Raw genomic sequence first — 22,413 nt, 5'->3', positions numbered from 1 at the left:
CTTCCAGATTACTCTTCGGATTCACTCAGATAGGTCCGAAGCTATTCAGGAGCGTCGACACCGTTCACCTCACGGACGACTCCCATTCCAACCAGCTGGCCCATATCTCGAATAGTAAAAATCCCAAGTTGAGGAAAGTCGAGGAATCGCTCCAAAACCGTCGGCTTAGCGGCCTCCACAGTGACCCGCGCAGCCTCACCCGGTTGAATGAAATCCGGATTCTGTTCGGCGACCTGTCCGTCCTCCGGGTCGAGTTTCGCCTCGATCAACTCCAGTGTCCCGGCGACCTGTGTGGTGTGGGCGTGGAACACTGGGGTGTAGCCCGCAGTGATGACCGAGGGATGCTCGGTGACAAGAATCTCTGCGACGAACGTCTCAGGTACGGATGAAGGCTGGTCTGCAGGCCCAACTACGCTCCCGCGTCGAACGTCTTCTTTGTCGATCCCCTCGACTGTGAATCCAACCGAATCACCTGCAACAGCGGAGTCAATCTCCTCGTGATGTTGCTCTATGATATCGACCGTTCCAGTGACACTCTCGGGCTGGACGATAACCTCGTCGCCGACCGAGATTTCACCAGTTCCAACCGTACCAGTCAGAACCGCCGTTCCGTCGACAGTATAGACATCTGCCACCGGCAGTCGCAACGGAACTGATGAAGCCGCTGGAAGCGTCCCATGGGTGTTGGACAGGAGGAACCGCCCGAACTGTTCACGATCAGTCTCCTCCGGTAAAGTCTGCTCCAACAGGTCTGCCACAGGTCCCGACTTCTCGTCTGAGCGATTGCTTGATTCGGTACGCGTCTCATCTATCGACTCGAGGTCACTGGTCTCGGCTGCTGGCGTCGTACCGGGATCTGCTGTCATCTCACCGCCTGATGAGGAATGACCATCCGAGTAACTTACTGACTCATCAGGGGTCCGTTCCTCCGGACTCTCAGCTCCCGACGCACTCACGTCGTCAAACACTGCTTCGAGTGCCTGGCGCAGTTCAACCACCGTTTCTTGTCGCTCGCGCTGTCGCTTCGAGAGGGCACGGATGAGAATAGGATCGATCTCCGGAGGGAGGTCTGGATTTATTTCGGTCGCCCTCGGCGGCTCTTCGGTCAGATGAGAGTGCATCACTCCGGCTCCACTTCCCGGGAACGGTGGTTGTCCAGTGAGAAGCTCGAAGAGGAGACAGCCCAGCTGATAGATATCGGTGAAGTCACTCGGGTCGCCGTACTCGTCGGCGTCGAACTGCTCGGGAGCAGCGTACGTTGGTGTAAGGCCGTCAACACTCCCGGAGTGTTCGATCAGGAACGTTGCGAGGCCCCAATCAGTCACTTTTGACACGTCCCATCGGTCCGCGGGCGTGCGCTGGAACAGAACGTTCGACGGCTTCAGGTCAAGATGGGCCATCCCGTGTCGGTGTGCATAGCGGACGGCTCGACAGAGACAGATCCCGATCCAGAGCGCTTCTATATGCTCTATTCGATCTTCTGGGTCATCGAGACGGTCGCGGAGGCTTCCACCGTCCAGATAATCCAGGGCAATCCAGGGAACTGGTTTGCTCCCCCAATCGAGTACACCGACGATGTGGTCGTGGTCGTCGATTCGCGACCACTGCTCGGCTTCGTCTTCGAACGCTTGAATCGTCTGTGCGTTGATCGTTCCCTGGAATCGCGGTTCTTTGATCGCGAAAGCGATATCAGCGGTTGGGATCGACCCCTGATAGACGTCCGAGCTCCCCCCACGGCCGATACGATGTTCTTTTGAGATGTCGTCGTACGACACGGAGAATCGTTCTGGACTCTTTACGGTTGAGAAATCAGGTACCTGCGGAACGTCCGCGGTCCAGCGCGCCATACGTCGGTATTGGATACCTTACCAATATATCTTTCTGTCAGTTTAGCTGGGGAAGAAACGTGTCTCTAATCGCTCTCGAGGAGGTGGACTACGAAAACGGGAGACTGCCAGAAAATCGGGCTCGATTGTAATCAGTTGAGGGCGTAGATGGTTCTATCGTCGTCTCCAATATACACCGTCCCTTCGGCGACGGCTGGTGATGACGAGACCCGCCCCTCCGTCTCGAACTTCCACCTCTGGTCCCCAGATTCGGCGTCGACGGCGTACACATTGCGACCGCCACATCCGAAATATACTGTCCCCGCAGCCACCGTCGGTGATGATTGAACCCAGCTTTGTGCGTCAAACGATCACTCCCCGTCACCTGTCGCCTTGTTTATTGCGTACAGAGTCTTGTCCGAACTTCCGACGTACACAGTGTTGTCAGTCACCGCTGGTGATGATCGCACCCATTTGTGGCAGGTGAATTTCCACAGTTCGGTGCCATCACTCATGTTGATAGCGAAGACATCGTTCAGCCACGTTCCGAACAAAACCGTCCCGTTCGACACGGCTGGCGAGGAGGATACCCAACTTTGGGTGTTGAAATGCCACTGGGAATCTCCAGTCTCTTCATCCAAAGCATACACCCCATCATGAACGCCGATAGAGACAGTCCCGTCAGCGATGGAGGGAGATGAATCAACCGGCGTCCCGATATCCGTCTTCCACACCCCTTCTCCCGACTCGCCCTCCAATGCGCGTACGACCCCACCGCCGCCTCCGACATATACGGTTCCGTCGTGCAGTAGGGGGTGTGGTCTCCACCTTACTCCCAATGGTAACTGCCCATTGTTTATCCCCGGTATGTTTGTTCAATGCATATAGGTGGCCGTCGTTACTCCCGATGTAGACGAATCTGTCGCCAACAGCTGGTGAAGAGTTCACTCCATCGCCAGTAGCGTACGTCCACTCCACCTCACCGGAGCGGGACGAGAGTGCGTACACTCGCGAGTCTCGGCTTCCGACGTACACAGTACCGTCATCGACAGCTGGAGAGGACCTGATCCCACCATCCGTATCGAACGTCCAGAGAACCTCTGGGGAGGTTATTTTGGGGAACTGATCGTCCTGTACAACCCCAGTTCGAGACGGATTGCCGCGGAACATCGGCCACCCGGCACCCGGTGTGGCTTCCGTCTCTGCGTTTAGCTGTGTCGATCCGGTCCGCTCGTCGTCCGAACTCTTAGCTAATCTATTTGACTGCTGGCGCTGATTCTCCTGCCAGCGGTAGCCGTCTCGACACCGGTAGGCGCTGGCAATCGTATACTCGATGATGCGTCGATCCGCGAGTTCCTCCGTGACACGGGATTGAAGTTCCGAGACCTGCTCCGATGCAAGCAAAAATTCTTCCTCCAACCAGTCGGGATCAGCCTCGGCGAACTTAGTAGGGGTGTCTATGCCAGCGGTTTCGACGATATCGACAACTGATTCCGGAAGCAGTTCAGACAGCGGTATATGTGGGATTCTCGTGTCTGTCACCGGCTTCTGTATCGGGATCTCGATCGTTCCGGAGTCGCCGATGTCCATGCCGACCAGCGTCTCTTCGAGTGCGGGGAGCTCTCCGGAGCCTATGAGGACAGTAAACGTCTCCCGGAACGGATGTCTGCTGCCAAAATACGTCTCCCCCTCGAATAAAGAAAGATAGACTAAGTCGCCGGATTGCAGCGTGGGATTTTCGTCTCCCGTGTTCTCAGCCATTCGTACACGTTGAAACCGAGGGTGAGCTGATATATATTGGGGCGAGAGTGCCGGTGAGCACACGGTGGAGGCGTGTGGCCGAGGTTCATTTCCTCAAAAGCGCCATGCTGTGCGGGTGGCTCACGGACACACCAGTGACTGATCGGGTTCGAGTGGTGTGATCACAGAGCGTCTGTAGTGTCTATGGACTCGGATCATGGGAGATTCAAGGCTAAAACCCCTCTCTTCACAGTAGACGCCGAATCACATTGATGCCGGAAGAGGTTCGTTCCTCTCGGCAGCTGAGGTGAGACGATTCCGAAACGGAAACTCACAGAACGGAATCGGAGACCGAGGGACCGCCGCCGCTAGTGGTTAAGATAACTTTTGCATACGAGAGCCGAGGAACTCGTCGATCCATGCCTTCGCGAAACTCAGTCGACTGGTGAGTTGCCCAAAGAGGTCATCGACGAGAGCGCGGAACTCCGCCGCGCTCTCGACGATCAGCGGTGAGGCAACCCACTTCAACTGCTTCCAGACCTGCTCGATTGGGTTGAGATCAGGCGACCCAACCGGTAAGAACACGAGATCGATGCCGAGTTGGTGGGCCCGCTTGCGCGTGTGCCCGCACGTATACGCAGAGTGATTGTCCAAGACGAGCAGAATCCGCTTGACGAGATTCTGCTCGCGTATCCCCTCCAGACACTCACAAATCCGTTCCTTCTTCTGATCTTCCGGGAAGCTCACCACGCTCTGACCGTTGAGTGCGTAGAACCCGACCGCTGGTTCGAAGATGTGAACCAGCGGTCGGGTGATGTGTGGGTCATCGACGTGATACAGCCGCTGCGAGTTATCCCACGGTTGTGGATGTGACGCGTCGAAAAACCCGAGGACGGTTCCGCCATCTGTCCGGATCTCGTCGTCAACCGTCCAGCCTTCCTCGTCGTCACCGGCTCGCTTATTGTGCGGTTCATCGGACGCCTCGTCGAACGCGTCGCCGACGCGTTCGTCGAGTATCTCCTCGGCGTTGTCGGGTCTCGACGGACGTTTTGGGCGAGGAATCGTATTCGACAGCCCGAGTTTCTTGAGAAACTCACTGAGATAGACTGGATAATACTCGACGCCGAATTCTTGCTTGATCAGATGCTGTATCTCCTGTTTTTCCAGGGTTGTCCCTCACGCAGGAGTTCAAGAAGCTCTTGTTGCTCGTCTTCGCCGAGCTTCGGGGGCTGGCCGCCCCCGAAGTTCGGCGTGAGTAGTCCGATTCCACCCTCGTTCCACCGTCGTGCCCAGCGACTCCCGGTTGAAGCAGACTTGCCGACGCGGTCGGCTGCTTCTTCGAGCGTATCTCCTTTGTAGAGATTCTTGACGAAGGTGAGCCGCTTGCTCACCTTTTCATCATCTGTTTCGGCGAGGAGACGATCGAGATCGTCCTCACTCAAGTGACGGACGATCTCTTTGCGCCGATCTTCGCTCATAGCACATGTGTCTCAATCCATGATCAAAAGTCACCTTGGTTACTATCGGCGGCGGTCCCGAGCGTTGCCACTCAGTTGAGGCGTTCTGACCGGTCGTCCCGGTCGGTGTGACTCAGCCGCTAGCCGTAGTCTGTCGAGAGGACGAACGTTCGGAAGATTCGCGTTGAGAGCGGCGGTTTCTTTGGAATCGTTCCACCTGCGAGGAGGACGTTCGCTAACACCCACAGGTTGTACAGCGAGACCGCGAACAGGAAGTAGAACAACCGCACCGAGAACGTCGTCGCCGACGTTCTCGGCAGGAAGTCGCCGATCGGCCGATACGATGTCTCGATACCCCAGCGGCGGCGGAACGCCGCCGCGTACGCTTTGGCCGTCTCACGCTCTACGTCAAGATTCGTGACGAACCAGACGTGTTCGTCCTCACTCGTTCGATGTGGCACAGCAAATACGGTGAGGTCAACCGACGCCGTCGGTGGCCGCTTTCGTTGTCGTTGCATCTGGTAGGCATCGACGACCGTCTCAGCGCCGGCGCTGAGACGGTCTTTCATCCCCTTACTCGGTCTCGCACGCACGATGTACCCGACGTTCAGTCGATCTAACTCCGCAACAACGTGAACTTGGTAGAAGCCCCGTTCGAGGTAGACGTGTCTGATCGATACGTACCGCCGCGCTTCGATGATGAGTGAGCGAACGGCTTCCTGCTTTGCAGGGAAGCCGTTCGCATCCATCGGTAAGACAGCAAGCGTGAATCTAACACCCGGAGCGACAATACAGAGCGTCGCAAAGCAGTACGCTCGGTTCGTCCCGAGATCAGGATAGGTGATGAGGACGTGGCCCGTGTCGGCTGAGCCGTAGAACCGCCACTCGTGGAGGTCGATCGCAACGTCAACACGAGAGGGAAGCAACCGGAGTGACCGAAGGACCTGAAAGAGGCGGTCGCGGACGCCATCGAACTGGGCGTCGATGGCGTCCGCGTCGAGATGTCGAAGGTGATAGAGGAGCGATTTCGCGAGTGGATTCCGAGCCGTCGACGTGACGTCGACCGGCTCGGACCGATCCAACTGAACGGTTTTGCCACCCGTATTGGCGAACTCTTGATCGAAAGAGATTCGAGAGAGGACTTGCTCGAAGTCCTCTCTCGTGTAGGTTCCACACGGTTTGATCCCGAAGTCTAGTGCCGGATAGAGGAGGGTTAAGACGGCACGGCAGACCTGTTTTGCCTCGGTTGTGTCAACCATATCGACGACTACGAATCGAGTCGTCAGTTAGGTTCGGCGTCTACTGTTCAGGGCGGGGAGGATGTCAACGGAGCGCATAGACACAGCCGTCATGACTGCCAATATAGACCGTTCCATCGGCGACCGCTGGGGATGAATACACTCGGGCGCCGGTTCCGATCCGCCACCGTCGATCACCCGTCTCGGCACCGAACGCGTGAATGCCGTAGTCGTTGCAGCCGATGTATACGGTTCCGTCGACGACCGTCGGCGATGATCTGATCCAGTGGTCCGTGTCGAACTGCCAGCGCACCTTGCCCCGTTGACTGCTCAGCGCGTAGAGAGTCCCGTCGTAACTCCCCGCAAAGACGGTATCGTTCGCGACGGCGGGTGAGGACATTACTTCGGCGTTCGTCCGGAACTGCCAGAGTCGATCACCGTCGCCGGGGTACAAGGCGTAGATTCCACCATCCGAACTCCCGACGTACACCGTCGAGTCGACGACTGCTGGAGTGGCGTAGATCTTCCCATCCGTTCGCGTTCGCCACTGTTCGGATCCATCCGCAGCAGACACGGCGTACACGTACCTGTCGTCACTGCCGAAGTAGACCGTATCATCAACCACCGCAGGTGAGGATCTGACGTTCCCCCCAACGTCGGCTGTCCAGTGCGTGGTCCCATCCTCGACGGAAAGCGCAGAGACGGCGTTACGGTTGGTCCCGATGTACACCGTCCCGTCGACCACGGCTGGCGAAGACGAGACGATCTCACCCGCGTCGAGACTCCACTGGACGGTCCCATCCACAGTTGACAACGCGTAAATAGTTTCGTTGGTACCTGTGCACCCCACGATAACCGTTTCATCAGCGACTGCGGGTGAAGACCGTATCCCACTTCCTAGGTCGGCCGTCCACAGTTCAGTACCGTCAGCAGTGTCCAACGCGTACAGGCGTCCGTTTTGACTCCCGACGAACACCGTTCCCCGGGCGACTGCCGGTGACGACACGACTGAACCACTGGTATCGAACTGCCAGTCGATGTTACACGTCGGTGCCGGAGACCGCTGCACTGAGGGGTTCGCCCCGGATCGGGCAGGACCTCCACGGAACATTGGCCAGTCCTCCGGACCATCCGTCCCCGTTGCCGCGGCCGTGGCCGTGGTATCAGCACCGCCCTCGGGATCACCGCCGTCGAGGATGTCCGTCTTAATGACGGTCGGATCACTCGTCGGGCTCGTCTGCCCTCCCGCGGTGATGCCTGAAGGACGTCCCTCGTCGGTCCGTTCGTGCCAGCTGTACACCTCGACGACCTCGTACGAGAGCAGTCGTCGGTCCGCGAGCACGTCTTTTGCGGCTGTCCGCAGCTCCTGAACACGTGATTTGTCCAGCAGAAACACGTCCGTGAATCGCTCCGGATCGGCGATCACGAGATGCCACGCGGATTTGATTCCACCGTCTTCCAGGCGGGTTGCAACCTCCTCAGAAGGGATATCGGAGATGGTAGAGGTAACCTCGCCGATGCCGGTCACCTCGTCGACGGGTACCCAGTGTTCCTCCTCGGTAACGGGGTCGACAAGCACAGATCTGGATTCGAACTCGATGCCAGCCTCATGGCCGACCTGAGTTCCGACAAGCGAGCGTTCGAGCACGACTGGCAACTCCCCAGCACCCACGAGCACGCCGTAGGTATCGATCGAACCCAATCCTTCATTGGTGTGAACCTCTCCGTCCCGTATTTCGACCTCTGTGAGAGAGAGATAAACGAAATCACCTGGCTCGATGGGGCGAAGCCCGGACGAGTTGTTGTCACCGCGAGTCACGGTCTATACGTGATTCTTTTGCTATCATGAATGTTTGTATACTGGATCCTGAGTGGGGTATGCATTACACCGGTGAATCCAGCACGGTCGAGTAACGGTGACCTACGTGGGCGACCGGGTCGTGTTAACTTTGACATCGATTCCACCAGACGGCGAAGGCCCTCAGCCACGAATCCGCGGTCGATAGCTTAGCGTTCGAGAACGTATTTGAGAACAAAGAGGTTCGTCGTTTTATCCCACGAAAGACACGTTCGACGCTGTTTCGATTTCCATGGCGGTTCACTCGAGATCGGAGGCCGAGTCGGTCAAGTGCAGCTTTGAGATGAGCCGCATCATCGATCAAAGACGTGGTGTCTGAGAGCTGCTGTTTCTCACGGAGTTCACGAAGAAACAGCACGGTGAGTTGCGTTGTACACGTCTGAAACAGCCGTAGATGAAGGAATTGGTTTGTTTCAGGATCGACCGCAGCGTACAGCCAGTGGCGCTGGCCGTTGACTCGAATCACCGTTTCGTCAACCGCAATCTGATTAGGACTCACATCGCAGTCGGGCTGTAGATCAGCTTTCCGCACCCAGTCGTGAATCGCGGTTCGACTTCGCTCGACACCCAACTTCTCAAGATATGGTTTGGTATTCGAGAGCGACAGACCAGCAAGATGAAGCTGAATACCCACTTGAATCGCGAACTCGGGTGTCCGCTGTCGCTCCACAAATTCCAAGTCAATCCACTCGGTAGGTCCGCTGAGGCGGTTGGTTTCGGGCATAGACAACTTAGAAATTGACCGCCTCATTCCTAACTTAACACGACCCATACTGAGGGGGATAGCATTAATACAGGTGATCCGTATGGGTATTCTGAATGACCGAGTCGCCGATCCCCGATCGCTCGACGGTCGCCAGTCCACCACGCAGGACTCTCGACTACACGACGCTCCGGGTCGGCGACCGTCCGATCGACACGGGAGGCCATGCAATCGTCTACGAGGTCAGCCTCAACGGCCCCGACCCGCCAGACCGGATCGCGCTCAAGGAACCACACTGTCGGGAGACGTTGACGCGAGAGGTGGTCGAGCGGTTTCTCGCGGAGGCCAGCACCTGGGAGCTGGTCGACAGACGCCAGCGGAGCGAGCCGCGCTGGCAAGACTCCGAACACGTCGTCGGCGTGATCGACACCGGCGACGACCTCCCCTGGGTCGCGATGGAGTTCATGGACGGCGGCGACCTTGACAGCCGACTTCGAGACAACCCCGACGGGCTCCCGGTCGACGAGGCCCTCTGGATCGGTGAGTCGATCTGTCGAGGCGTGGAGGTCGCACACAGCTACGGCATCGCGCATCTCGACCTCAAACCCGCAAACGTCCTCTTCCGGAGCACACCGACGGGCGTGTGGGACGTCCCGAAGGTGGCCGACTGGGGGCTCTCACGGGTGCTGGCCGAGCAGACTGGGACCATGGAAGGCCTGTCGGTTGAGTACGCCGCGCCCGAGCAGTTCGACGCCGACGGGTACGGCGCCCCAGATACCCTGACGGACGTCTACCAGCTCGGCGCACTCGTCTACGCGCTCCTGACCGGCGAGCCCCCGTACACCGGCAGCCAGGTCAGCATCATGCACGACGTCCTCTCCGGAGCGGCGCCGGCAACACCCAGCAACGTGCGCGACGATGTCCCTGCGGCACTCGACGCCGCGGTCGCGACGGCGCTCAACACGGCTAAGTCCAACCGGTACCGCACGGCCACCACGTTCGGCGACGCGCTCGAGGCGATTCGGACCGACCGAGCGCTCCCACCGGTCGTCGCCCGCCAGCTGGATGACGCCCACGACACCGGCCGGTCGCTCGGGGGACACGCCGAGCCGGACAGCCGACCAGACCACGGACGTCAGTCCACGGAAGCCCAACCGACGGGAGCCCAGCCCACACAGTGGCCGATGTTCCGCGGTGGGCCGGCACGCACCGGATCCACCGGTCAGTCACGCGGGCCACGCGAGCGGGTCGCCGAACGGTGGACCCTCGAAACGGGCGGGGCGATTAGCTCGTCTCCCACCGTCGTCGAAGGGACGGTCTACGTCGGGAGCGGCGACGGTCATCTGTACGCTGTGGACACGGCGACCGGGGCCGAGCAGTGGTGCGTGAAGACCGAAGACGCGGTGACCTCCTCACCCACCGTCGTCGACGGGACGGTCTACGTCGGGAGCAAGGACAGCCAACTGTACGCCGTGGACACGACGACCGGGGAAGTGCAGTGGCGCATGGTGACCGGAGACCCGATGAAGTCTTCACCTGCTGTCGTCGACGGGACGGCCTACGTCGGGAGCGACGACAGCCACCTGTACGCCGTGGACACCGAGACCGGCTTCGTGCAGTGGGTCTTCGAGCGCGAGTTCAGAATCGACTCGTCCCCGGCGGTGGTCGACGGGACGGTCTACGTCGGCTGTCGCGACTACTGGGTGTACGCGGTGGACGCGTCGACGGGCGACAAACAGTGGTCGAGCGGGTCGTATCGACCGGTGTACTCGTCGCCGGTTGTCGTCGACGGGACGGTCTACGTCGGAGCGAAGGACGGGTACGTCCGCGCGCTGGACGCCGACACCGGCGAGGAACAGTGGCGGTTCGACACCGGTGACGTTGTGTACTCGTCGCCGGCTGTCGTCGATGGGAGGCTCTACGTCGGAAACAATGACGGACAGGTCTCCGCGCTGGACGCCGACACTGGTGAAGAACGGTGGACTGTCGAGATCGGCGCCGCGAGGTTTCTGCGGTCGTCACCGGCAGTGAGCAGGTCGACCGTCTACGTCTGCGGGGGTGACCAACACGTCTACGCGTTCGAGGCGGCGACCGGCGAGGAACAGTGGCGGTTCGAGACCGACAGTAGCGTGCAGTGGTCCTCCCCCGCGGTCGGCGACGGGACCGTCTACGTCGGGAGCAACGACGGCGTCTTGTACGCGCTTGTCGAGGCGACCGACTGACAAGTGGCCGAGACCACTCCACCCGACGCCACAGTCACGACCGACGATGCCGCAGTCGTCGGGTGAGTTGAACACGACGACCACGGGCAAGTGTGACTCGCGCCGGCCGCCGCGGCTCACACGACGGGACGTGACTGCTCGTACAGTGTACGGAGTTGGTCACGGAGGTAGAGGACGCTCTCGTAGCGGTCGGTCCGCTCTTTCGCCAGCGAACGCAGGAGGATGTCGTCGATGTCGCTCGGGAGGTCCGCGTGCTCGCTCGGCGGCGTTGGCGTCTCCTCCAGAACCGCGCGCATCACCGCCGCCGGTGACTCCTCGAACGGGGGACGGCCGGTGAACAGCTCGTAGAACACGGCCCCGAGTTGGTAGACGTCCGTCAGGTCGTCGGCAGGGCCGTACGCGGAGTCAAACTGTTCGGGCGCAGCGTACTCGACGGACAGCCCCTCGACGCTTGCGGAGTGGTCCAAGAGGTGCTTCGAGAGTCCCCAGTCGCCCACCTTCGGGACGTCCCACGCGCCGTCGACCAACCGGAAGAGGACGTTCGCAGGCTTCAGATCGAGGTGTGCCACCCCACGACGGTGTGCGTGGTGAACGCCTTCGGTGACCGCGATGGCGGTCCAGAGCGCCTGCGATTGTGGCAGCGTACCCGCTCGCACGCCGAGGTCGCCGCAGTCCATGAATTCCATCGCAATCCACGGGAACGGCTTCGGCCCCCAGTCGACAACGCCGATGACGTGGTAGTGGTTGTCCAGTCGGTCCCACGTCGACGCTTCGGAGAGCAACCGCTCGACGCGGTCGGCGTGGATTGTTTCCCTCAACCCGGGGGGCTTGACCGCCAGCGTGACCTCTCCCTCGGGGGTGGAGACCGTCGCCCGTTGGACGTCGGGGTTCCTCCCGGAATCGATGGGCTCCTCGACGCAAAGGTCGTCGTAAGTGAGCGACAGCGGTTCCACGCGGGGAAATCGACTCCGGTGGGTGTTCGTCGTCGGTGGCTGTGGGTACGGATGTCTCGTCGAACTCGTCAATCGCGTCTGTGATGTCGACATCCCCGAGCGCATCCACGAGAGCCGTCACGCGGTCTCGGTCGACCTCGAGACCGGCGCACTCGAGGAGCCCCTCGAGCCTCTCGTCGGTGGTGGATTGGCCAGCCTCGTGGAGCGAGAGCGCGGCGTACATGTACGGCCCCGGTCCGTCGTCCACGTCGGGCAGTTCCTCGTCATCGAGGTCTTCGACCCTCGTGAGAAGCGCCCGAACACGCTGTCGGCTCACGTCGATACCGGCCTCCCGAAGCGTCCGAGTCAGCGTGTCCTCGGTGACAGGTGTCCTCACACAGTGGAGGAGCAGGTACGCGTAGATGTACTCCATACGACGGACGTACGAGGCGACCGGTAATGGAAATGTGGTCGGCGAAACACTTTGGTTCCAAGCGTACTCGCGAGGGGTAGCGTCGTGTTCCGATGCGCGCACGACGCCGTTCTGCGGAGCAGCTGTCCAGCGATTCGGAGGGCAGACGCGAGACGGGTGACGCGCGAGAACGGTCTGAGTAGTGGGATAGTCTCACGTTCTCGGCTGGCCTGGGGTGAACAGTATGATCGTCCAACTCGTTCTGAGGGACAGTTACGGAGCTAGTGCTGTAATGTCGGTAGTTCCCATCGGTTCTACGAACTGACTTGATTTTCCACGACAGAAGCGACACGTCCGATCTGAGTGCGGAGAGGATGAACAGCGAAAGGCGGTCTCACGCCTGTGAGAGCGCCGAATGCATGACAATGGTGTAAAGCAATCGCTCATCGTGGGCACTCGCTGGACGCGGGCTCAATCAGCCCGCGTCCAACTGGCCATAGGTCGCGAGAATCCCGACACCGTTGGTCGGTGCTTCCCACTTCCGGTGTAGCAGTTCGTCAAGAGTGTGGTTGCTCCATTCTCGGAATACCTCGAAACGGAACCAGACGGATAGTGCTCGCCCGCCGCGGCGTGGCGAGCACGCTCCAGTGGACAATCAGCCACAGATTCCGCAACAGGAAACTCACCAGCACGAACACCAACCGAACGACCGGGTCGGTTGTGGTTGTACGTGCACGTGCTTCGCGCATGGTTCGAAAGGCTGTCTCGATGGCTGATCGTTTCCGGTAGAGAGCTTCGACCTCCTTCGGCGTGCGATCTGGTTGATCGCACGCCGTGTAGGGACGAACAAGCAGCCCGTGCTTCCCCCGCTTGCCCTGTCGGTAGGAGACACAGACAGCGAGCGGGAAGCGCAGTTCCCGCTCGCTTCCCTCGTACATCGCGTACTCCGTCCAGTAGGAGATTGACGTCTCCAGTTTCTCGGCCATCCGTTGACCGCGTCGGATAACCGGGAGAACGACCGGTGCAGTCTCACGCAACCGCTGGATGCACGCACCGCTGTAGACCCCGCGGTCACAGAGGAGACCAGCGACATCGAAGGGAAGTGCCGCGACGTGGTTGAGCAGTCGCTCAACCGCGTCGCACTTTGGTTCGTCTCCACGAACCGCAGTGACGGCGACGACGAGCGGCTTCGCCCGACAGAGGACGAATCCAGCAAGGTAGCGATGGCACTGTGAGGTGCCATCACGGGGTGTCGTGTGACAGAGTTCGTCGGGAGAGTGGTGTGACTGCTCTGTTGAATAGATGCTGAGTCATGGTTACAGCAGCTCACACAGTGGTTCTATGTTGCTGATGGTGAACATGAGGATAATTTCACGGAACTGGCGATACCAGCTCAGCGCTCGCACGGCATCGCCGAGCGAGCGCTTCGCTGTCGAGTACGAGCTTTCAGCCATCCAGCGCTGAGAATAGCCTTTTGTTCGGATGAGCGCGTTGTTCATGGTTGCTTTCGGTGATGACCCGCGATAGTGAGCGCGTTGTTCATGGTTGCTTTCGGTGATGACCCGCGATAGTGAGCGAGATACTCGACGTCGTATGCGGCAATCTCGTACTCGGTGTGCCAGTCTTGAAATCCATTGTCGGCGGCGACGGTCAGCAGGTCGTCCGCGTTCCGGCGGACGACCTGCGGCCCGGTCTTCGTATCGTGCTTCCACCGAGCTGTGATGTGGACGTCAAGAACAGCGAGCGACTCCACATCAGTTAACGTCGTCACTTTCAGCGTCTGCACAGTGCTTCCTGACCGCTGGCGGAAGTACGATGACGCACGTCGCCGGTCGAAGAACGTGCTGTCGAGAGCAGCGTGGCCAGACTGCGGGTGCTGCTGAGCGGAAACGCGCAGCAGCGCCCGCCATACCCACATTTTCAGCCGATCGAACGACTTGTAGATCGTGGTGTACTCCGGGAGATTGTCCCGATCAAGACCGAGTACGTCACGAATCTCGGTCATGTACTTCAGCCGATTCGGCGTTTCACGGTAGCTGTGGCCCTCTTCGAGCCGAAAACAGTGTAAAACGACATGGATCCAGCGGGCGAACCCGCCGCTGGCGGGTTCGCCCGCGTGCTTTCCTAAAGCTTGTTTAGCTAGGTCAGGACACTGCTCAACGAAGTCGAGAAGATCGATCTCCATAGGACAGAGTCGAATTCCTCGGCTTCACCCTTCTAAACCATCGATATCAGCTGATTAGATCGCTATTCAACAGAGCAGATACTTTTTATTCTGTTCACCTATAACCTGAGTCCATGCCACCAGCGCCGGAGGAGTGCGGGGGAGGCTGATCCGCTTGAACCGGGCGACATTGTGGAAGTGTCAATAGAGTATCTAGACATCGACGGCCAACTAATTGAATCACAGCCCACTCTATCTTATACGCAACTGGTTGTGATAAGTTCACAGACGGCACCTCCAGTGTTGTAACGGCAACTCGTCGGCAGTACGGTTGGAGACGAGGGGGCAGTGGAGTTTGTTCCACCAGACACAACGACGGAAACAACTGATCTTCGAAGTATCGTCTCGAATCAGACACGAGACGATGAGCAAACCGACTATGTTATGAGTGAACTCGGAACAGCTGGCGTCGATTCAGCCTGGGAGTTAGCTGCTGTCGACACAGACCGAGTCGCCGAAGGAAGTCTTCTCGAATCCCAATTCATAAACGAGCTACTAGAAAGTGTGCGCGATTCGATCAAGGGTTATCTCGTCACGTACACCGTCGTCGAAGCTTGGAGATGGCGTGTCGCCGACCCCCCTTGTGCTGATACTCCCACCGAGTGGCCGATGTTCGGGGGCACTCAAAACAATATGCGATGGGGCTCGTTAATCAGTCCACTCGAAACTGGTGAAACAAAGTGGGAGTTTACTACTGACGACGATGTCCGTTCTTCGCCCGCAGTAAATGGCCATCTGGTTTTAATCGGTTGTGACGACGGACTAGTCTACGGAGTTAACATAGTATCTGGGGACACTGTGTGGGAGTACCGTCCCAATACATATGTTGGCAAGCCCGTAGGTCGGTTCAGGTCGTCTCCGACGGTAACACAATCTGTGCTATTACTCGGGCGTGATGCAGGAGAACTGTATGCATTATCGTCCAAATCAGGATCTGAACAGTCGAAATTCAAAACGGAAAATCGGATCCGAACGTCTCCAGCTGTAGCCGACGGCAAAGTCTACATTGTCGGCGACAGTGGGAAGCTTCATGCTAAATATATAGATCGTCCGGATACATATTGGACTTATCACGTCGGTAATAAGGTACGGAGCTCACCAGCTGTATCACGGGACACTGTTTATTTCGGATGCAGAGATAAACATCTATACGCAATCGATGCGGAGACCGGAGAAGAGGACTGGGTTCTCAATACTGGCGCAATCGTCGACTCATCTCCGGCGGTCGACGGCAGTCACGTGTACATCGGAAACGACGAAGGAGTCATCTACTCAGTCGACAAGCAGACTGGTGAGGTTCAGTGGCAGTATGAGACCGGAAACACTGTCACGTCCTCGCCAGCAATCGTAGGCAACACGGTGTACTACGGGAACGATGACGGGAATTTCTACGCGCTCAACGTCGACAATGGCGACGAAGAGTGGAGTCAGGGCTTCAATTCATCTGTTAAGATCCGATATTCCCCTGCCATCGCTGAGGGGTTCGTCTTCTGTGCTAATTATGACAGCCTCTATGCGCTACATCCCTCAACGAGGGACGTTGTGTGGTCGTACTCTGACCACCGCATTCGGTCGTCGCCGACAGTAGCGCATGGTACGGTTTTCATTGGAACTGAAGATGGAGTGAGTGCAAATAAAGGTGTAACCGGAGAGAGCGACCATTTGGATGTGTGAGATCGATTGAGCGTATACAATTTGGTGGTTCCCAACGTTACGGCTTGTCCATCTTACTCAGGGCACGTAGTCTCAGTACTTCACAAAGCCGGTTAGTTGAGACGTCTGCTTGCTGGAGGTGTGCATACGACCTCGCAAGCAGACGATCAGATACACGAAGACCAGCTTCTTAATTTCCTCGTCAACATCCTCACCGACGCGTTTAGCGTCGAACTCGGTGAGAACGCTGAGATCGATCCCGAGGACATCTTCGAGGTCCTCGTCGGCGCCAGCGCCGACGGAACCTCGGCCTCTTTGCTCTGCGAAGACAGTGGTGACGCACCGTCAGGCAACGACATTCTCCACCATCTCCGGTCGAAGTTCGATCTGGAATCGGTCGCTTCAACGGGGAATACGCTGCTTCAGCAGGACGTTGTCGAAACCCTCCCCGAGCAGGTGGAGGTCATCGCAGACCTCCACCTGCGGCCCTACTACGGTGACGAAGACGACACAGACGGTCTCTACCACTCGGAGGCGAAACGTGGAACGACGGCCTTCCACGCGTATGCGACGCTGTACGCACGCGTGAACAACAAACGCTACACGCTGGCGGTGCGCCGTCTGACCGACGGCGACACCGCCAGCGATGTCCTCGCGGAGTTTCTCGGTCTGCTCAACACCTTCGAGTTTGATGTCAAAGCGGTCTATCTTGACAGCGGCTTCTACGACGGGAAGTGTCTCACGCTCCTCCAAGCGCACAACTTCGCGTACGTCCTCCCGATCATCCGGTGGGGAAACACAATCAAGGCCGAACTCAATCAGGGATGGAGCCGTGAGATCGAACACGATCTCACTACAGAATTCGACGGTCCACTCGTGACCGTCGAATTCACGGTCTACATCGACTGTACCTACAAGAATGGGAAGTACGACGAGCACGGGGTGGCGCGTCACGGCTACGCCGCTGACGCGCCGTTCATCGACATGGTAACGCGGGCTGCGTGGACGACCCTCGCTGTGCGTCGGGCCGTCCCCGCGAACCAACCACCAGACGACCGGTTCTTCCGGTAATCATCGACCGGGATAGCCTTCGGCAAGAGTGGCGACGCCGTCGCGTCGGCGGCTGACCGCCGCCGACAGCGACGCCTTCGGGTCGATTCATCCCGGAATTGTTCATCTAATCCGTCAATCCAACCGCTTCGTCACAGCCTCGGGCCTCAGAAACAGCTGGCAGAAGACGCTTTGTGAGGTACTGAGTCTGGATTCGGCTATCAATTCAGTATCGCTTCGGTAGGCTGTTTACGTAGCTGACCGGAACTCACTCGGAACTGACTGCATAGACTTTGCTTCCGCTATTGAAATAGACGGTTCTATCGGAGACTACGGGTGAAGATCTCACTCTCCCTTTGGATTCAAACCGCCATTGTTCCATTCCGTCGACGGTTGAAAACGCATATAAATTCTTATCCAGACTCCCGATATACACAGTCGCCCCTGCTACAGTTGGTGACCCCCCCACATCATACTCTAATTGTTGGGACCAGCGGTTGCTTCTATCATTTGCATTCAACGCGTGTATGATACCCCCTGAACCGATGGTATAAATCGTATTATCCGTTACGACCGGAGGTACTGAGTGTTTGCTTTTATTCGAGTGCCAGTTTTGATCCCCATTTTCCGTCGACAACGCATATAGATTTGAGCCCTGGGCGTAAACGGTTTCATTCCTGACTACAGGGGAAGATTGATATCTTCCTTTGACATAGAACATCCCTCGTACGGATTCATTCTCGAGTCGAACCTGCCACCGCTCAGCTCCACCGTTCAAACCAAGCGCATAGAGGTCATTACCGCTCCCGATGTAGAGTGATTCGTCCGCAACGGCCGGCGACTGACGTACATTGCCCTCGGTCTCAACAGTCCAGTTCTCGATCCCCTCTTTCGACACCGCGTAGATTCGAGAATCATCGCTCCCGAAGTAAATCGTGTCATCCACCACGGTGGGCGATGAATATACCTCCCCGTCCGTTTCGAATCGCCACAGCTTGCTCCCGTCGTCTGCCGAAAGAGCGTACATGTACTCGCTGACGCCCACATAGACGGTTCCGTCGACGACGGCTGGTGACGATCGAACCCTTGCATTCGCCTGGAACCCCCACTTTTTCTCCCCCGTTTCCGCGTCCAGCGCATACACGAATCCGTCATCACTCCCAACGTACACCGTGTCGGATACGATCACCGGTGACTTCTGGATCAGATCACCAGTCTCGTACGTCCAGCGGGCGGTGACTGGTGAGTTCGGCCCCGTCGTCAGCGGATTGTGACCCCACCTTGACGGGGTTCGCCTATACATCGGCCAGTCGTGTTGTGTTGATGTACTATTTTCAGTCTGTGTGTCTACTGCTGCTGGTTCCTCATCTGTCTCCTCCTGCTGGTTGGATCGTGTTTGCGCCTCATCCGTCGACGTTTCAGCAGGTGTCGCAGAAGTCGACGCTGTTGTATTTGTTCGCTCCTCACGTGCCCTGTGTAGTTCCTCCTCGAGCCGTTTGACCTCCCCATGGAATCGCTCCGGTTTACTAGTCTCAAGTGCAGTCAGAACCGCCTCATCGATGGTCGCCGACAGTCCATCTCGACGAGCACTCGGCGGCGCAGGCGCTTCGCCGTAGACGACGTTATGCATCACGCTGGCCTGCCCCCCAGTGTATGGTGGGTTACCAGTGAGTAGTGCGTACACGAGAGCGCCGAGCTGGTAGATGTCGGTGTACTTGTCCGGGGTTCCGAACTGCTGTGCATCGAACTGTTCCGGCGCTGCGTACGCAACCGAGAGGCCGTCCACACTCCCCGATTCGTCAAGCAGTACACGGGACAATCCCCAATCTGCGATCTTGGGGATGTTCCACAGATCGTCCGGTGTCGTCCGAAACAACACGTTCGCCGGCTTCAGGTCGAGATGTGCGACCCCAAAGTCGTGGGCGAGCTTTACCCCCCGACAAAGGCACTCGCCGATCCACAGTGCTTCCGCGACGGGGAGTCCATCCGGGTGCGAAGTAAGCACGTTTTCCAAACTCCCTCCATCCATGTACTCCATCGCGATCCAGGGCAAATTCTCGCCGACGTCGATGATGCCGACGATGTGTTCGCAGTCGGCAAACAGCGGACGGTTGCGCTCGATTGCATCGAGTCGAGACCACGTCTGTGCCTCGGCGATGAACGCCTCAGCCGTCTCCGTATCAATCGTGTCGACAGGGCTCCGTGGTTCCTTGACAGCGACAGTGTTTGGCGGCGGCCCGTCCAGCTCGAACCTGGTTACGATCGCGTTCCCACCACTGCCAAGGAGTTTCCCATCCTGGAGTTGTTCGTACGAAATCTTGCGTTGAGGTGGGCTCGCGACTGTAGAGAGATCAGGAATCCGCGGATCAGCCATCAGGTCCATCAATGTGTAGCAGAATAATGAATCCCGATGCCGATCACTCCACCTCGACCCGTGGTCAGCTCTCGAAGAGCACGAGGTCGGTATCCACGTACTGTTGCTCGTACTCAGGCCGCGCTGACAGCCGATCGAACGTCCGTTTGACAATATGTGGGGAGTAGCCGTCTTCTTCGACGACTGTATCCAGGATAACCCCCTCACTTGCGAATCCGGCCGTGTCAAAGCGTCCTTCGACAGCCGCCTCGCAGTCGGCCAGCAACTCCTCGTCGATCGGGAGTTCGAACAGCCGGGCGTTCTCGCTGGCGACCGGGTCTGACGCATCGTACGTTAGCTCGCCCGTCCGCGCGTCGACGAGGACGATACTCAGCCGTCGGCTGTATTTGGTTCGCGCCAACTCGCCCTGCATGATCTGTTCTCGGACCGAGTCGGACCAGCCGGTCGGCGACGCAATGCCCAGAAGGATATCGACCTCGGTCATCTCCGCCTCGTAAACGCTCTGGTTGACGTGCTCCAGGAGGTCGTCGAGCGTCGCCGGGGATGCATCGAAGCCGTTCGTTGCAAGCGCCTCGAGATCAGAACAGACAGCGGCTTCGAGAACCATTTCGGCGGAGCCACCGAGCCCGAGGAATCCAGAAGAGTCGATAGTGAATCTGGCACTCGTGTTGACAGGGAACTGCTCCGGGTTCTGAGACTCGTTGAGGAACTCAGCCAGCCGGGGACGCTCGTTGCGACGCTCCGAACGAGATTCCCAGTATCCCTCCGGAATCTTCCGCGCCTCCTCCCGGAGCCGTATCGATCGTGCCTCGTGAACGGACGTCTCGAATCGACCGATGTAATCCATCTCCAGCAGGCGGGCGACGGTCGGAGTCACCACCGACTCGCCGTCCAGCCCACCCTCATCGTCGGACACAGAGGATTCGATCTCGTTGATTCGCTCCTGTAGCTCCTGTTGGCGTTGCTGGACGTGTTCACGCGAGGCTTCGAGTCGGGTACGCTCCTGCTGTAGTCGCTCGATTTCGGCGCTGACCTCCTCACGCTGCGTCTCGAGTTCTGCAACTTCACTGTCGACGATCGAGGCAACCTGCGAGGCGAGCTCGTCAGTGCCGGTCGAGCCGGAATCTTCTCTGACTTCGTGGAGTTTGTCGAGATTCGACTCGAGATCCTCCCGGAGCGACTCCGTCTCCGCGATCGCCCGCTGGAGCTTCTTGAGTGCCTGGTTGTGTGACTCGTTCGTCCCTACATTGAGGGATTCAAGTTTTCGGTCGATCGCCTCCAGATCCGGCGACGAACTCGCCAACTCCCGTTCGACCGCCTGAAGCTCTCGACGCCGCTGTTGTTCTTGGCGTTCGAACCCTCGGGAGAGCTGTTCGGACAGGTGATCGATTTTGGCGGCCAACTCTTGATCGACTTTCGCACTCGTCTCCTGTGCTTCTGAGACCGTCTCCATGGCGTCTTCGATTGCGCCGATCATCTGCACCATGCCCTGCTCCTCGACATACATGTAGAACCCTTGGCGCATCTTCTCCAGACGGTCGTCGTACCGCTCAGAGAGGCGACGCATGATGTCTCCTGGCACATCAGACGATTCGAGTAGGTCGTCGAGATCGGAGAGTTGCGTGCTGGTGTACTCCTTAACGAGCTCGTACACCTCACCTTCTAGCCGTCGGATTCGGCGGTTGATCTGATCCTCGTCGAGTTCGGAGAACTGTTTGTACCGTTCGAACTCCCCAACCGTCTCTATCGCCATGTCGGGGAACTCCCCTTGAAGATCTACCGGGATCTGATCGATATCAATCCCATCACCGGTCCAGGCGAAGCTGGCGACAATCATCAGGCGAGCGAGTTCGAACCGACTTCTGACGACGTCTTGTTGGTCGCCTTCGAGCGTTTTTGGACATTCGAATATGAACTCGTCGATCAACTCCTGTTTGTTGGCTTTGAGTTTATTGTGCATTTCCCGACGTCGACGCTCGCCTACCGCAGACAGGGATGCGAGGTCTCTGTACTGGTCCAGAACCGTCTTTTCGGGGCGTCGCAGCTTTTCCAAGTGTTCGAGGCAGTCCTGGCTCATTGTTGACTGGCGGAAAATTCGTCGAGTTCCTCCTCGAAGAAGTCCCCGAGGAACGAAGGGGCTGGCTCGTACCCTTCGATCACGATTCGAGCAGTTGTGTCACCGTCAGACGTGGTTAATGTATAACGCACGTCCGCGCGTCCTTTCTTTGTGTACATCTCGTACTCGTTGTATTCGCGGGACTGTATCACGGCCTTCCGTTTGGAGAAGACGTACTCTAAAAACGAGTTGACTGTCTGTTCTGGGGCGGAAATCGATCGTTCAACGGTTCGTCGCGACGGTTCGATATCCGGATCCGATCGATCGAGCTTATACGAGGTAACTTGCTCTTCGGGCACCTTCGTCAGCAGTTGTTCGTACAATTTGTCATGATCAACCCCTGCTGTTAGTCTAATGACACCCTTGGGACGATCGATCTTACCATCCTCCCAATTGTTGAACAAATATTCAACACGCTTGCGCTCAGTTTCGTCTTCGTATGTTACGATAAATATATATTCTCTGTCTCCGTCATGATCGGTGGCTTCGTCAGACATGGATACCTCTGGTTGGCGCATGATTTTCTCACAGTTCATTGGTGACCGACGGTTCGGTGTTACTCGTGACCATAGATGAGTTTACGAACTCCCTACACAAAGAAGTATCCA

The 22,413-nt window shown here is 58.1% G+C and carries 15 protein-coding genes and 3 pseudogenes; 4 read left to right on the top strand and 14 right to left on the bottom strand.

Annotation, left to right across the window (positions count from 1 at the left end; all coding sequences use genetic code 11):
* Window positions 1-41: 41 nt before the first annotated feature.
* The 8 genes and pseudogenes from E6N53_RS17390 to E6N53_RS17355 all read right to left on the bottom strand — a co-directional run bounded on the left by E6N53_RS17390 (window position 42) and on the right by E6N53_RS17355 (window position 8,843).
* Complete coding sequence (locus E6N53_RS17390; protein WP_142860756.1) at window positions 42-1,847, bottom strand: protein kinase domain-containing protein; 1,806 nt, start codon at window positions 1,845-1,847, stop codon at window positions 42-44.
* A gap of 131 nt (window positions 1,848-1,978) precedes the next feature.
* Window positions 1,979-2,167 (bottom strand): annotated as a pseudogene (locus E6N53_RS21540) (outer membrane protein assembly factor BamB family protein); the annotation flags it as partial.
* A gap of 30 nt (window positions 2,168-2,197) precedes the next feature.
* Window positions 2,198-2,635 (bottom strand): outer membrane protein assembly factor BamB family protein, encoded by a 438-nt coding sequence (locus E6N53_RS21535; protein WP_343183784.1) that lies wholly within the window; start codon window positions 2,633-2,635, stop codon window positions 2,198-2,200.
* Window positions 2,529-3,587 (bottom strand): outer membrane protein assembly factor BamB family protein, encoded by a 1,059-nt coding sequence (locus E6N53_RS21765; RefSeq protein WP_142860753.1) that lies wholly within the window; start codon window positions 3,585-3,587, stop codon window positions 2,529-2,531. The genes E6N53_RS21535 and E6N53_RS21765 overlap by 107 nt, the downstream gene beginning before the upstream one ends.
* A 354-nt stretch (window positions 3,588-3,941) precedes the next feature.
* Window positions 3,942-5,044: pseudogene (locus E6N53_RS17370) on the bottom strand (IS630 family transposase).
* 119 nt (window positions 5,045-5,163) lie between these two features.
* Window positions 5,164-6,282 (bottom strand): transposase, encoded by a 1,119-nt coding sequence (locus E6N53_RS17365; RefSeq protein WP_142860752.1) that lies wholly within the window; start codon window positions 6,280-6,282, stop codon window positions 5,164-5,166.
* A 64-nt stretch (window positions 6,283-6,346) separates the two neighbouring features.
* Window positions 6,347-8,080, bottom strand: coding sequence for an outer membrane protein assembly factor BamB family protein (locus tag E6N53_RS17360; protein ID WP_142860751.1), 1,734 nt, complete (start codon window positions 8,078-8,080; stop codon window positions 6,347-6,349).
* A gap of 124 nt (window positions 8,081-8,204) precedes the next feature.
* Entirely contained in the window at window positions 8,205-8,843 is a 639-nt protein-coding gene (locus E6N53_RS17355; protein WP_142860750.1) for an IS6 family transposase, read from the bottom strand.
* A 95-nt stretch (window positions 8,844-8,938) separates the two neighbouring features.
* On the opposite strand from E6N53_RS17355, the gene E6N53_RS17350 reads away from it, so the two are divergent.
* Window positions 8,939-11,044, top strand: a complete 2,106-nt coding sequence (locus E6N53_RS17350; protein ID WP_142860749.1) for a beta-alanine-activating enzyme beta-propeller domain-containing protein — start codon at window positions 8,939-8,941, stop codon at window positions 11,042-11,044.
* A gap of 116 nt (window positions 11,045-11,160) precedes the next feature.
* Here the strand turns inward: E6N53_RS17350 and E6N53_RS17345 are convergent, their stop codons facing one another.
* Complete coding sequence (locus E6N53_RS17345) at window positions 11,161-11,997, bottom strand: serine/threonine-protein kinase (protein ID WP_201741183.1); 837 nt, start codon at window positions 11,995-11,997, stop codon at window positions 11,161-11,163.
* Here E6N53_RS17345 and E6N53_RS21135 point away from each other — a divergent pair.
* Window positions 11,978-12,436: a hypothetical protein gene (locus tag E6N53_RS21135; protein ID WP_201741182.1), complete on the top strand. Its 459-nt coding sequence runs from the start codon at window positions 11,978-11,980 to the stop codon at window positions 12,434-12,436. The two genes, E6N53_RS17345 and E6N53_RS21135, sit on opposite strands and share 20 nt — an antisense overlap.
* Before the next feature lie 509 nt (window positions 12,437-12,945).
* Here the strand turns inward: E6N53_RS21135 and E6N53_RS17340 are convergent.
* On the bottom strand, window positions 12,946-13,692 hold the full coding sequence (locus E6N53_RS17340) for a transposase (RefSeq protein ID WP_201741196.1): 747 nt from the start codon (window positions 13,690-13,692) through the stop codon (window positions 12,946-12,948).
* A 12-nt stretch (window positions 13,693-13,704) separates the two neighbouring features.
* Window positions 13,705-14,573, bottom strand: a pseudogene (locus tag E6N53_RS17335) (IS5 family transposase).
* A 327-nt stretch (window positions 14,574-14,900) separates the two neighbouring features.
* On the opposite strand from E6N53_RS17335, the gene E6N53_RS17330 reads away from it, so the two are divergent.
* Both E6N53_RS17330 and E6N53_RS17325 read left to right on the top strand, forming a co-directional pair.
* On the top strand, window positions 14,901-16,286 hold the full coding sequence (locus E6N53_RS17330; RefSeq protein ID WP_161596597.1) for a PQQ-binding-like beta-propeller repeat protein: 1,386 nt from the start codon (window positions 14,901-14,903) through the stop codon (window positions 16,284-16,286).
* 120 nt (window positions 16,287-16,406) lie between these two features.
* On the top strand, window positions 16,407-17,336 hold the full coding sequence (locus E6N53_RS17325) for an ISH3 family transposase (RefSeq protein ID WP_142860910.1): 930 nt from the start codon (window positions 16,407-16,409) through the stop codon (window positions 17,334-17,336).
* 247 nt (window positions 17,337-17,583) lie between these two features.
* Here E6N53_RS17325 and E6N53_RS17320 read toward each other — a convergent pair whose 3' ends face one another.
* The 3 genes from E6N53_RS17320 to E6N53_RS17315 form a co-directional block, all read right to left on the bottom strand.
* Window positions 17,584-19,689 carry an outer membrane protein assembly factor BamB family protein gene (locus E6N53_RS17320; RefSeq protein ID WP_161596596.1) on the bottom strand — a complete coding sequence of 702 codons (2,106 nt, stop codon included), beginning with the start codon at window positions 19,687-19,689 and terminating at the stop codon, window positions 17,584-17,586.
* 64 nt (window positions 19,690-19,753) lie between these two features.
* Window positions 19,754-21,766: a coiled-coil domain-containing protein gene (locus E6N53_RS20825; RefSeq protein ID WP_161596595.1), complete on the bottom strand. Its 2,013-nt coding sequence runs from the start codon at window positions 21,764-21,766 to the stop codon at window positions 19,754-19,756.
* Window positions 21,763-22,302: a hypothetical protein gene (locus E6N53_RS17315; protein WP_142860745.1), complete on the bottom strand. Its 540-nt coding sequence runs from the start codon at window positions 22,300-22,302 to the stop codon at window positions 21,763-21,765. The genes E6N53_RS20825 and E6N53_RS17315 overlap by 4 nt, the downstream gene beginning before the upstream one ends.
* Between the last annotated feature and the right edge of the window lie 111 nt (window positions 22,303-22,413).

The organism is Salinigranum halophilum (genome assembly GCF_007004735.1).
GTDB classification, from domain to species: domain Archaea; phylum Halobacteriota; class Halobacteria; order Halobacteriales; family Haloferacaceae; genus Salinigranum; species Salinigranum halophilum.
This window is presented reverse-complemented; position numbering and strand designations above follow the sequence as displayed.

Bases quoted from the DNA above. Each gene is read 5' to 3' on its own strand.
- E6N53_RS17390 (WP_142860756.1), bottom strand. From the start codon at position 1,847: ATGGCGCGCTGGACCGCGGACGTTCCGCAGGTACCTGATTTCTCAACC.
- E6N53_RS21765 (WP_142860753.1), bottom strand. From the start codon at position 3,587: ATGGCTGAGAACACGGGAGACGAAAATCCCACGCTGCAATCCGGCGAC.
- E6N53_RS17365 (WP_142860752.1), bottom strand. From the start codon at position 6,282: ATGGTTGACACAACCGAGGCAAAACAGGTCTGCCGTGCCGTCTTAACC.
- E6N53_RS17355 (WP_142860750.1), bottom strand. From the start codon at position 8,843: ATGCCCGAAACCAACCGCCTCAGCGGACCTACCGAGTGGATTGACTTG.
- E6N53_RS17350 (WP_142860749.1), top strand. From the start codon at position 8,939: ATGACCGAGTCGCCGATCCCCGATCGCTCGACGGTCGCCAGTCCACCA.
- E6N53_RS17320 (WP_161596596.1), bottom strand. From the start codon at position 19,689: ATGGCTGATCCGCGGATTCCTGATCTCTCTACAGTCGCGAGCCCACCT.
- E6N53_RS20825 (WP_161596595.1), bottom strand. From the start codon at position 21,766: ATGAGCCAGGACTGCCTCGAACACTTGGAAAAGCTGCGACGCCCCGAA.
- E6N53_RS17315 (WP_142860745.1), bottom strand. From the start codon at position 22,302: ATGTCTGACGAAGCCACCGATCATGACGGAGACAGAGAATATATATTT.